9 protein-coding genes are annotated in these 11,888 nt (G+C 57.2%); all 9 read right to left on the bottom strand.

Annotation, left to right across the window (positions count from 1 at the left end; translation table 11 throughout):
* The coding region (locus QZ303_RS02955) for a hypothetical protein (protein WP_295728869.1) at positions 1 to 2,268 on the bottom strand (2,268 nt) is incomplete at its 3' end.
* Positions 2,269 to 2,287: 19 nt separating this feature from the next.
* Positions 2,288 to 3,349 carry a T9SS type A sorting domain-containing protein gene (locus tag QZ303_RS02950; protein WP_295728866.1) on the bottom strand — a complete coding sequence of 354 codons (1,062 nt, stop codon included), beginning with the start codon at positions 3,347 to 3,349 and terminating at the stop codon, positions 2,288 to 2,290.
* A gap of 175 nt (positions 3,350 to 3,524) precedes the next feature.
* Complete coding sequence (gene ilvC, locus QZ303_RS02945) at positions 3,525 to 4,568, bottom strand: ketol-acid reductoisomerase (RefSeq protein WP_295728863.1); 1,044 nt, start codon at positions 4,566 to 4,568, stop codon at positions 3,525 to 3,527.
* A 42-nt stretch (positions 4,569 to 4,610) separates the two neighbouring features.
* Positions 4,611 to 5,390, bottom strand: coding sequence for an acyl-ACP thioesterase domain-containing protein (locus QZ303_RS02940; protein ID WP_295728860.1), 780 nt, complete (start codon positions 5,388 to 5,390; stop codon positions 4,611 to 4,613).
* Between the two features lie 4 nt (positions 5,391 to 5,394).
* Positions 5,395 to 5,961 (bottom strand): acetolactate synthase small subunit, encoded by a 567-nt coding sequence (gene ilvN, locus QZ303_RS02935; RefSeq protein WP_295728857.1) that lies wholly within the window; start codon positions 5,959 to 5,961, stop codon positions 5,395 to 5,397.
* On the bottom strand, positions 5,961 to 7,682 hold the full coding sequence (gene ilvB / locus QZ303_RS02930; protein WP_295728855.1) for a biosynthetic-type acetolactate synthase large subunit: 1,722 nt from the start codon (positions 7,680 to 7,682) through the stop codon (positions 5,961 to 5,963). The genes ilvN and ilvB overlap by 1 nt, the downstream gene beginning before the upstream one ends.
* A gap of 44 nt (positions 7,683 to 7,726) precedes the next feature.
* Positions 7,727 to 9,556, bottom strand: a complete 1,830-nt coding sequence (ilvD, locus tag QZ303_RS02925) for a dihydroxy-acid dehydratase (protein ID WP_295728853.1) — start codon at positions 9,554 to 9,556, stop codon at positions 7,727 to 7,729.
* 469 nt (positions 9,557 to 10,025) lie between these two features.
* A complete protein-coding gene (locus QZ303_RS02920) occupies positions 10,026 to 10,946 on the bottom strand; it encodes an endonuclease/exonuclease/phosphatase family protein (RefSeq protein ID WP_295728851.1) in 921 nt (306 codons plus the stop codon).
* Between the two features lie 11 nt (positions 10,947 to 10,957).
* Complete coding sequence (locus tag QZ303_RS02915; protein ID WP_295728849.1) at positions 10,958 to 11,878, bottom strand: endonuclease/exonuclease/phosphatase family protein; 921 nt, start codon at positions 11,876 to 11,878, stop codon at positions 10,958 to 10,960.
* Between the last annotated feature and the right edge of the window lie 10 nt (positions 11,879 to 11,888).

Here is an 11,888-nt window from a genome sequence, read left to right as displayed (position 1 = left end):
TCTATGCTTTAAAAAGTTTTGATGTTGTATAAAATTAAGATGCGTCAGCCGTGCATCGTATATCCAGGACCCGGTATTGAAACCGTTTCCGTACTCGTCACCCTTGCAGAGCATGTCGCCCCACAGGTACAGGCATTTGACATACGACCTGTCGAGGCTCACGGACGGGGAATACGTGTATACCGTACGTTTCCAGAGGTTGCCATCGGGAAGATAGCGGATGCTTTCCTTGAGGAGTCCACGGTCGGAGGTACGGTAGGAACATGGCTTTATACCTTTCGGATCCATAAGTTCCGCTACCGGGCGTTCGTCGGGGACAGTAGCAAAGTCCGTGAACTTGTAGACCGTCACGCTCCCGTCGGCATTCTTTTCCGCTACCTCGGAATAGCCTACATGCCCCTCGCCTCCGGCAGTGTCGTGGCAAGCAAGCGACCTTTCCGTGGAGAACGCCACGCTATGGCGGCTCCCGTCGATGCTCGTGGCGACGAATGAATATGAATACAGCGGCGGTCGCAGCATGCACCCGCTGGAAATACCGGAAGAGCCTTTGTGACGGTCATAGTCCTTGACATAGAAATACTCCTTGTCAAGGAACTCGCGGGATGCGTTTTCAGAAGTACAACGATATATTTTCTTGATTCGTAATCCGCCGGCAGTCCTGTTTCCATTCTCGTAGGACAGTCCATCGCGCAGTTCCGTGACGACTGATGAATAGTCGTGCCTCTCATACTCGAACCGCACAGAACCGTCGGTAGGATATATTATCCGTTCAAGCATCCCGTAGCAGGACGCGTCGCTCCCCCCGGAGGCATAGTCGTAACCCTTGTAATACCCCCATGCGTCGCTCTTGTCGAACGACAACGGCGGCACCTGGTCCGGCTCGTAGGTCGCAAAGCGGTATATGTCGCCGACCACATCGTCGGTTATCGTGGTAAGGATGAGACGGTTTCCCTCGGAGTAGCTGAAATCGAGCCGGTGTTCGGGCTGGTGCATCCTGAAATGCTTCATCGTCACGAGCTTCTTACGTCGTAAGGCCTCAAGGCATTTAGGATACCGGTAGTCGAAGTAGTCGACGTTCTTGACAACATCCTCGAGCAACGGAAGATATCTGCCATACTTGTACCGCGTTTCATGCCTGTCACATATCGCCCGGAAATCATAATATGCGGAATTATCTGTATCATATTCGAGCGAAATGGAATCCTCGTCGGAAGTTATTCCCGTAAGATAGACGGGCATTATGAGGTTGCCCCCATACGTCCCGCTGCTTCCCGCTCCGAATCCTCCGCAGTCGGAGGCGAGGAAGCCCCCTGTAGAGAGTGTATGGCTACTCCATCTGTAATTGTCATAGGTGAGACGGGCTATGTAGGGCCGGTCGGTGCTGTAGCTGAATGTAAGCGTACGTCCGTCGGTATAGCGCACCTTTGTGAGATGCCATGCGCCGGCGACAAACTGGGCACCCGGCGCGGTAAAAAAGGGTATATAGTGCTCGACCGATTCATTGCTACCTCCGAAAGTGTATTCGGTGCCGTCCTCGTCTATTATCTTAAATCGTCCGAACGACTTGGAATAGGCTTGTCCCGATATTTTAAGATAGTCCGGCGTATCGGAGATGTAGAGGTCGAGAAGCTCGTAAGGGTCCACGTAGTCGGAGGAAGTCCCGCCGAAAAACACCTTCACATCTTTATTGCATCTGACCTTCCACTCCCCGTCCTCTCCAAGGAAGAAAGCACCTTGGCAACCGGGGAAGCTGAAATTGAACACGTCAGGCTCGGTGTCATCGAAAAGCCGGTCGGAATGTGCGTAGCCATCCAATGCCCTTCTTACAGAACCGGCATCATCAAAAGGTATATTGGCGGACCGGTGCCTGTGATACCATCCGAAATCGCTATAGTCAGTGTATAACGAGACCCCGTTTATGTAGTCCAGCTCATCCGGAAGGTCATGCCTTGATGCGGTGATGACCCCTGCGCTCCTCAATGTCCATCCCGCCCCGACTATGCCGTCCGGTTCCGAAGGCTTCAGCCCGTCGCAATGGTAGGCGATGGCAACGGGCCATGAATGGCCTCCTCCGGCATTGACCGTAAGCAGGGGCAGTTCGATGGATGGCGTACCCGAGTAGAGATCCACCGACGTCATGCCGTATTCCCCCGGTGACGCGGTGGATGGAGAAAGGTGTTCCGGAGGTGTAGGCATCAGCTGGCTGGTCGATGCCGAAACACCTGCTGACGCAAGAAGCGCGAGGCACGGGAGCATGTATCTTTTCATGACCTGAAGATTATCGGGTTTAGAATGAAAGCTTCTCGGTATGTACGGCAGAGCCGTCGGATAAGGTGATCTGGTACTCCCCACTGGGCAACGACGACACGTCGATCACAGTACCGTCACGGAAAGTGCCCGCATGCCATACGATGCCGCGCACGTCGCTGAGCACCACGGTACAATCCGACGAATCTCCATGCGTCGAGCCAAGGAGGTTGATTCGAATTGAGCCACCGTCGCACGACACTTCACATTCAAGTCCGGATTCCGATGCCGACAATGAACTTGGGGCATTACCGGGCAACACGCCATACGGCAGCTGAGAAAATGGAGAAAGCCCGGCAAGCGCCTTGCCGAGGGCAGTGGTATGGTACATATTGGCATGTGCACCTCTGTTTTCCGAGGAAGGTGCAATAAGGTCAAGTGCGAATCTCTTTTGCCCTATTCCTGTGTAGTCACTGTCATAATAAGTATTCGTAACGACAACTGCCACCGGCCACGGGCTATCACTGATATAATAGCTGCGCAATTCTCTTATCGAAATCACATAAAGGCGGGGATTATCCGCCGGAGAATAGGTTGTTCCCAGAATCACCTGCTTGTTCATGAGCGTCTGCAACGTATCGCCCTCGGAAGTTACAAGCAAACTTCTGACCACATAATTGGCCAAGTTTCCAACTGTCCTTCCCTCATATCCTCCGTAGGGGTGCACTTCAGATGAAAATATCCCCGAGGCATTCATCACAATCGGTCTATCGAACACTTCGGCATCGCCACCGGTCTCCACCATCGTCAGCAACAAGGAGTCGTCCCGGCACGTGAAGTCGCAGCGCAAGCCGAGCGTCGTAATGTCCATCAGACTGTCGCCGACCCATCGCACACGTATGCCGTAGTCCCTGTCTAAGACCTCGCCGGCAGAGAGGTCGGCCACCGAGTCGGTGATATACTCAGTCCCCAACTCTATTTGCGTAGCGGTAAGAAGCAATTCTCCGTCGGATGCATGCACGTATTGAACAGTCACACACACGGAGGCCAAGGCAAGGAAAAAGACCGTGAAAGAATGGAAGAGGTGGCGGCGCAATTCCATGTCGGTAGATTTTAAGATTTGTACAAATCTAATCAGGACGGCAACAAAATACAAATAAATCCAGTTACATTTCTGTGAATTTATCGGGTGGGCGTAAAATGAGTCACAACATAAAAAACATGGAGACATGCTTTGGGGCATATCTCCATATTATAAAGAGGGATTATCGGTGGAATCAGTCGTTTTCGGGGCGGAGGCGGCGGACGGTGACGGCGGTCTGCCACATCTCGGACTCGCGGAGGGCTTTAAGCTCGGCTTCGAGCTTGACGCGGTAGTCAGGCTTGGAGTTGGAGTCGATGGAGATCTGCGCCTCGTTGCCCGACTTCACGCTTGCGTAGAGCTTCTCCACGACGGGCTTGATGGCATCGTGGAACGGACCCATCCAGTCGAGGGCGCCGCGCTGGGCGGTGGTGGAGCAGTTGGCATACATCCAGTCCATGCCCTTTGCGGCGAAGAGCGGCATGAGCGACTGTGTAAGCTCCTCGACGGTCTCGTTGAACGCCTCGGAGGGTGTGTGGCCGTTCTCGCGGAGCACTTCGTACTGGGCGAGGAGGAGACCCTGGATGGCACCCATCAGCGAGCCGCGCTCGCCGGTGAGGTCGGAGGTGGCCTCGCGCTGGAAGGTGGTCTCGAAGAGGTAGCCGGAGCCTATGCCGATGCCAAGGGCGATGGTGCGGTCCATGGCGCGGCCTGTAGCGTCCTGATAGATGGCATACGACGAGTTGAGACCGCGGCCTTCAAGGAACATGGTGCGGAGCGACGTGCCGGACCCCTTGGGAGCGACCATGATGACGTCGATGTCCTTGGGGGGAACCACGCCGGTGCGGTCGTTCCAGGTGATAGCGAAGCCGTGGGAGAAGTAAAGGGCCTTGCCGGGGGTGAGATACTTCTTGATTGTGGGCCATACCGACATTACGGCGGCATCGGAGAGCAGACACATGACAATGGTGGCGCGCTCTGCTGCCTCCTCGATAGAGAACAGGGTCTCGCCGGGTTTCCATCCGTCGGCGACGGCCTTGTCATATGTCTTGCCCTGGCGCTGGCCGACGATGACGTTGAACCCGTTGTCGCGCAGGTTCATGCTTTGGCCGGGACCCTGCACGCCGTAGCCAAGCACGGCGATTGTCTCGTCCTTAAGGATCTCGCGGGCTTTTTCGAGGGGGAATTCCTCGCGGATGATGACGTTCTCTTCAACGCCTCCAAAATTCATTTTTGCCATAATAATCTGATTATTACTTGATTTATAAATAGATATTCTATATTATTTCCTTACGGGGATATATTCGTCGGGACGCCATGTGAAAGCGGCGCGCATGCATGGTCCGTCGGGCCCGGTGATCTGCTGGGTGAAGCGCATGGGGTCGGTCGGGTCGGGAGCCGTGGCCACGGTCACAGCCTGCGGATAGACCGCCTCGTGGAGGAAAGCCATGTCGAGACGGTGCACACAGTGGGAGTCATGCCACCGGAGCGGCCACTGGTCGATGAGGAGCTCAAGATAGCGCACGGTGTTGACGTGGCGGTTGAAGTCGAGATCGGTGTAGCGGAACGTGTAGGCCGACTCCACGACACCATCCCCTTTCGGCTCGCGCAGCTTAGGCGTAGGTTCTATGGGGCAGGGACGGTCGCTCACCACCGCCGCAAGGGAGTCGAGCGACGGTATCTCGCCGGCCACACGACGCTCTATGTCGATGGCCATCCATATGGTGCGCGCATAGCCGAGCACTTCGCCGGAATCGGTGGAGGTAATCTCCATGTCGCGCTGCGAAAACAAGCGGTTGCACCCCTCGACCCATGTGCGCAGGGTATATCCTTCCCCTACCCTCGGCCAACGCGACATCTCCAGCGACACGCGCGAGAGCACCCATGCGAGGCCGTCGACTATAAGACGCGCGTAGCCTATGCCGAGGCTGTTGGCATGAAGTGTGGCCACCTCGATAAGGCGCGTCACCATGAGCGGGGGCGTCATCGCCTGCTCCGGACCGCACTCGGCGGCGGTGAGCTGCCAGGCGGCGGTATATTCCTTTATCGGCTGCTTATCCATACGGTCACGATTCGGAGCGGGCGGCTGTGGCAGCATGTGACTTACGCACTTCCTGCTCCTCAAGGAACATGGAGAAGTATTCCTGTGCGGACTTCGTGACGGCCACGCGGCCAGAGCGCACGAACTGGCGTATGTCGTACTTCTGAAGCTCGTGGAAAAGAGCCTCGGTCTCGTCGGAATGGCCGGTTTTCTCGATGATGACGTACTCGCGGGTAATTTCAAGTATGCGCGCGCTGTGGCGGCGTATGACATCCTCCACGCTCGTATCGTCGAGCAACTGGAGCGTCGGCACCTTGTAGAGCGCCACCTCCTGGTAGACAATCTCGTCGTCGGTGTAGAGGAAAGCCCTGAGCACGTCGATGCGCTTCTCGATCTGCTTGACCACACGCTCCATCATCGGGCGGTTGCTCAGGCAGGTGATAGTGAACTTGTGTATCCCCTCTATCGACGAGGGGCTTACCGACAGGCTCTCGATATTCAGCCCACGGCGATAGAAAATCACCGATATCTGGTTGAGCAATCCGGCCTGGTTCTCGGTAAAGACTGTAACGGTGAAAAGCTGATGTTCCATTATTTGTCTAAAGGATATGTTTCGGTGGCGTTGAGCATCACATGGTCGACATGCGCCCCGGCTGGTGTCATGGGAAAAATCATGTCGGTCTCGTCGATGTTGACGTTGAGCAGATACGCCCCGTCGTGGGCAAGCATGCGAGAGATGGCAGCGGGCAGCTCCTCCCTTGAGGCCACGTTCTCAGCCTCGATGCCGTAGGCCTTCGCTATCATCACGAAATCGGGGTTGAGGAGCGGGGTCTGCGAGAAACGGTCGTGGAAGAAGAGCGACTGCCACTGGCGCACGTTGCCGAGGAAGTTGTTGTTGAGGAGGACGATCTTCACCTGCGTGCCGTACTCCATGATTGTCCCCAGCTCCTGTATGGTCATCTGCAGGCCTCCGTCGCCGGTATAGAACACCACGGTACGCTCAGGCGCGCCCATCTTTGCACCGATGGCTGCCGGTAGACCGAATCCCATCGTGCCGAGGCCGCCTGAGGTGACGATCGAGCGCGGTTCGGTGAAGCGCGAGTAGCGCGCGGAGAACATCTGGTTCTGCCCTACGTCGGTCACCACGACGGCGCGATGGCCCGTAGCCTTGCTGATGCTGTTGACCACCTCGCCCATGGTCATGCGTCCGGATGCGGGATGCACCTCGGGCACGACCACCTTCTCATACTCCACGCGCGCGGGTTCGTCGAACGAAGCGAGCCACTCCTTGTGGGTGTTCTCCTTTACCAGAGGCAGCAACGCGCGGAGGGCCGCCTTTGCGTCGCCGTGGATGGTGGCATGGGTGGCTATGTTCTTGTCGAACTCCGACGAGTCGATGTCAATGTGCACGATGCGCGCCTGCGGGGCGTAGGCCTTGACATTGCCCGTGATGCGGTCGTCGAAGCGCATGCCCACGGCCACAATGAGGTCGGCGCGGTTAGTGTTGATGTTCGGACCTATGTTGCCGTGCATGCCGAGCATCCCCTTGTAGAGCGGATGGTCGGACGGTATTGTGGAAAGGCCGAGGAGGGTGGCCGCCACAGGTATGCCGGCCTTCTCGGCGAGAGCGGCAAGCTCCGGTTCGGCCCCGGAAATCATCACACCGTGGCCCGACAGTATCATCGGGCGCTCGGCGGCGTTGAGCATGTCGGCCACGCGCTCCACGTCGGCGGGGGAAATGTCGGGGTAAGGAGTGTAGGAGCGTATATAGTCACATTTCTTATAATCGAAGTCGGTGAGGCCCACCTGTGCGTCCTTGGTGATGTCGAGCACCACCGGGCCGGGACGCCCGGTAGATGCGATGTAGAAGGCACGCGCCACGGCCCATGCCACGTCCTGCGGACGGCGTATCTGGTAGCTCCACTTTGTGATAGGCTGCGTTATGCCCACCACGTCGGTCTCCTGGAAAGCATCGAACCCGAGGAACGGTGTGGCCACCTGTCCGGTGATTACCACCATGGGGGTGCTGTCCATGAGGGCATCGCTCAACCCCGTGACCACGTTGGTGGCGGCAGGGCCTGACGTGACGATGACCACTCCGGTGCGTCCGCTCACACGCGCATATCCCTGGGCGGCGTGTGTGGCGCCCTGTTCATGGCGCACGAGTATATGCTTTAGGCGGTCCTGATAATCGTAGAGCCGGTCGTAGACAGGCATTATCGATCCACCGGGGTAGCCGAACACAAGGTCGACACCCTCGCAGATGAGAGAGCGTATCAGCGCATCGCCTCCGGATATCTTTTCCATAATCATTATGCTATGTTTGTTGTGCTTATTACTGTTGGGTGAGCGCGAGGTCAGATGTCGCCGCGCACGCCGCCCTTGTCGGCGGATGTCACCATCGAGGCGTAGGCGCGGAGAGCCTTGCTGACGTAGCGGTCGCGCCCGGCGGGAGTGAAGGCCTCCTTCCCACGGGCCTCTTCGGCGCGACGACGCGAGGCAAGCTCGTCGTCGGAGAGGCGCACGGATATTGTGCGTGCGGGTATGTCGATGTCGATGATGTCACCGTCGCGTACGAGTCCGATGTTGCCTCCTGCGGCTGCCTCCGGAGAGATATGCCCGATGGAGAGTCCTGACGTGCCTCCGGAGAAGCGTCCGTCGGTAATGAGCGCGCACTCCTTGCCGAGGTGCTTCGACTTGATGTAGCTCGTGGGATAGAGCATCTCCTGCATGCCGGGGCCTCCCTTAGGCCCTTCGTGGGTGATGACCACCACGTCGCCGCTGACCACCTTATCGCGAAGGATTCCGTCGACGGCCTCCTCCTGGGAGCGGAACACCTTGGCCGGCCCGCTGAAGCGGAATATGCTCTCGTCGACGCCGGCCGTCTTGACCACGCAGCCGTCGAGGGCGATGTTGCCGTGGAGCACGGCAAGACCGCCGTCCCTTACATAGGCGTGGTCGAAATCGCGGATACAGCCGTCGGCGCGGTCGAGGTCAAGCGACGGATAAGTGTTGTCCTGCGAACCCATCACGAGATTGCGTCCGCCGCCGGGAGCGCTGTGCCAGAGCGCGTCGACCTCGGGAGTGTAGTCCGAGCCTTCGGGGGTGAAACGCTCGATGGCCTCGCCGAGGGTAAGGCCGTCGACACGCCGCACACCGGTGTGGAGCAGACCCCGGAGGGCAAGCTGGCGCATGATTGAGAGGATGCCGCCCGCGCGGTTGACGTCCTGTATGTGGTAATGCGAGTTGGGCGCTACCTTGCAAAGCACGGGGGTGACGCGCGAAAGGCGGTCGATGTCGTCGATGGTGAAGTCGGCGCCGGCCTCGTTGGCTATGGCGAGGAGGTGGAGCACGGTGTTGGTCGAGCCGCCCATGGCTATGTCGAGCGACATGGCGTTGAGCATGGCCTCGCGGGTGGCGATGTTGCGCGGGAGCACGGATTCATCACCGTCGAAATAGTAGGCTTCGGCGTTCCTCACGATCTGACGTGCTGCACGGCGGAACAGTTCGCGTCGGTTGGCGTGGGTGGCGAGCACCGTACCGTTGCCGGGAAGGGCGAGGCCGATAGCCTCGTTGAGCGAATTCATGGAGTTGGCGGTGAACATTCCCGAGCATGAGCCGCAGGTGGGGCATCCCTTGCGTTCGAGCAGGCGCACTGTGTCGTCGCTCACCGACGAGTCGGCTGAGTCGATCATGATGTCGATCAGGTCGAGTGGCCGGCCGTCGAGGTCGCCGGCCTCCATCGGTCCGCCGCTGACGAATATGGCGGGGATGTTCAGGCGCATTGCGGCCATGAGCATTCCGGGGGTCACCTTGTCGCAGTTGGAGATGCAGACCATGGCGTCGGCCTTATGGGCGTTGACCATATACTCCACGGAGTCGGCGATAAGATCGCGCGAGGGGAGCGAGTAGAGCATGCCGTCGTGGCCCATGGCTATGCCGTCGTCGATGGCGATGGTGTTGAACTCGGCGGCGAAGCATCCGAGCCGCTCGATCTCTTCCTTTACGATCTGTCCGGCATCGTGGAGATGTGTGTGGCCGGGGACGAACTGTGTGAACGAGTTTACCACGGCGATTACGGGGCGTCCCATCTGCTCCTCTTTCATGCCGTTGGCCCTCCAGAGGGCTCGTGCTCCTGCCATGCGGCGTCCCTGCGTCGTAGCGTCGCTGCGAAGTGGATGTGTCATTATATTGATGTCTTTTATTATACCATTTAAAGAAACCGAAAGCCCCTACCGCTTTATGTGGAGGGGCTTAGCCGCTATCAGTCATGCTTTCCGACGGCACACTCACCAAGCCCCTCCATATAGTATAAGGACGGAAATAAGGACACCGACCACGAGGCCGAGAATGCCGATAATATAAGTGCGTAGCGTCATAGGCTAATATTTGCTATTTCTTGCTGCAAATTTATGACATTATGCCATAAAAACAAAATCTTACACAGAAATTCGCAATATGTGCATAAAATTATGTAAAATAAATCAAACAACCTTGTCGGTCAGGCAGCTCGGTCGGACGGGGCGCGGAAGTCGGTCGGACCAGTCTGACGAGTCTGACAGGTCGGACGGGTCAGACCTGCTTATCATTGCACAAAAGGCGGTGTGCCGGAGTCCGGCGCACCGCCATAAGATAATTTTTGCGAGTTACTTCCGATCAGTATTTCAGCGTCAGGGTGATGGGATAGTGGTCGGAAACGTACTTAACACCATACTTGTCGCTGTCGACCACCTTGAATTCGAGGGGAGTGACCTTACGGTAGAATATGTGGTCGAGATTCCAGCGCGGTGCGGGAGTCCCGTCGCCGAATCCGTTGAAGCTATAGCTTTCGGGATTGAGGTTGACAGCCTCGTCGCGTGCGGCCCACATCCATTCGTGATATGGTTCAAGGCTGACTCGACGTTCGTCGGTGGAATAATATGAACAGTTCATGTCACCGGTGATGAACACAGGCATTGAACGTCCGGCCTTCTCCTTCATGCGTGATACATTCAGCTTCACGCTTTCCGTACGGGCGGTTATATCGGCTGACTTATATGGCAGGTGTGTATTAAAGAAATACAGCTCCTTCTTCGCCACATTATCGTAGAGATGCAGCCATACGGTAGTGCGGAACTGGGTGTCCTCTGCACCCCATGCCGGGCGCGACTCCTCGTCGGGCGTCGGGCTGAGCCAGAAGTGACCTTTGTCAAGCACGGTAAAGCGGTCGGTACGGTACATTATGGCCGTATGGCCGGTGCGGTTGTCGGCCACACCGTTGTCGACGGCGCAATAGAGAGTGTAGACATCACCGAGGCCCGCAACCAGATCCTCGCGCTGGTCGGGACGCGGCTCCTGGAGGCCGATTATGTCGGGATTCTCGTCACGAATCATGTCGATGCTCGGTTGACGGCGTGCGTCCCATGAAGTGTCACCCAAGTCAATGGTGTTGGAATATCGGATATTATATGACATCACCTTCATCGGAGTGCCCGGCACCTCCGACGAGGATGCGACAGCGTCGTCATCATCGGAGCCGCATGCCGTGGCGCTTACGAAAAACAGCGAGAGAGGCAACAGATATTTTGCTTTCATCATCTTAATTCAATTCAAAATTTGACTTTGCAGGAAATAGGGTTGTGGTCGGAGATGTAAGGCACTCCGTAATTACCGTCGAGAGTGGCGAACTCCAATGCCTGCGCCTTGTATATGAAGATATGGTCGGGCACCAGGCAGACTCCGGAAGCGGGACGTCCAAGGCCATTGTAGCTCGGCTTCGTATCTGTGGTCGGCGCTTCGTCGCGTACGGACTCCATCCAGGCGAGATACGGCTTCAGGCAGTCGCGGCGGGTGTCGTCGGCGGCATATGAGGCGTTCATGTTGCCGGCGAGAATGACAGGGATGTCGATGCCGTCGGTCTCCATGAATTCCTGAAACTTTGTCACGATCAGGTCGGCGCTGTTCACGCGTGCCTGCATGTCCTCGGCGAGGTCGCCGGTGTTCAAGCCGGTGCTTACCACGTAGAAACGCGCGCGGGTGCTGTTATCCTTGAGGAGCAGCCATGTGGCTATACGTCGCTCGTTGTCGGTGGCCGCCCACGGATTGGTCTTGGAGTTGGGGGTCTGGCTGAGCCAGAAACGGCCTTCCTTTTCGAGGGTGTACTTGTCGGAACGGTACATCACCGAATTGTGGCGACCCTTTTCCGAGTCATCACCTTCAACCGCATGGTCGACTATAGTATATGTGCCGGCAAGCTTCTGTTCGAGATACACGACCTGATTCCAGTACTGCCCCTGCATGCACATGATGTCGGGCTTTTCGGTCTCGAGCATACCGAGCAAGGCAACGCGACGCTTTTTCCATGACAGGTCGCCGGCCTGGGTGGCCTCATCGGTAAGGATGTCGCAGGATATTAGCGTCACCTCGGTAGGGCCGGTCACCTGCTCCACCACCTGCTTGTCATCGTTGTCGTCGCCACAGGCGGAAAGCATCAGCAGCGAGGCGGCCATCAATATATTTCTTAGTTTCATTTTCTAAATA

The sequence above is a fragment of the uncultured Muribaculum sp. genome, from assembly GCF_910583865.1.
Classification (GTDB): Bacteria; Bacteroidota; Bacteroidia; order Bacteroidales; family Muribaculaceae; genus Muribaculum.
Note: the sequence above shows the minus strand (reverse complement) of the source record. Positions and strands in the feature narration are given on the sequence as shown.

Coding starts and splice junctions, on each gene's coding strand:
- QZ303_RS02950 (WP_295728866.1), bottom strand. CDS start 3,349: ATGGAATTGCGCCGCCACCTCTTCCATTCTTTCACGGTCTTTTTCCTT.
- ilvC (WP_295728863.1), bottom strand. CDS start 4,568: ATGGCAAAAATGAATTTTGGAGGCGTTGAAGAGAACGTCATCATCCGC.
- QZ303_RS02940 (WP_295728860.1), bottom strand. CDS start 5,390: ATGGATAAGCAGCCGATAAAGGAATATACCGCCGCCTGGCAGCTCACC.
- ilvN (WP_295728857.1), bottom strand. CDS start 5,961: ATGGAACATCAGCTTTTCACCGTTACAGTCTTTACCGAGAACCAGGCC.
- ilvB (WP_295728855.1), bottom strand. CDS start 7,682: ATGATTATGGAAAAGATATCCGGAGGCGATGCGCTGATACGCTCTCTC.
- ilvD (WP_295728853.1), bottom strand. CDS start 9,556: ATGACACATCCACTTCGCAGCGACGCTACGACGCAGGGACGCCGCATG.
- QZ303_RS02920 (WP_295728851.1), bottom strand. CDS start 10,946: ATGATGAAAGCAAAATATCTGTTGCCTCTCTCGCTGTTTTTCGTAAGC.
- QZ303_RS02915 (WP_295728849.1), bottom strand. CDS start 11,878: ATGAAACTAAGAAATATATTGATGGCCGCCTCGCTGCTGATGCTTTCC.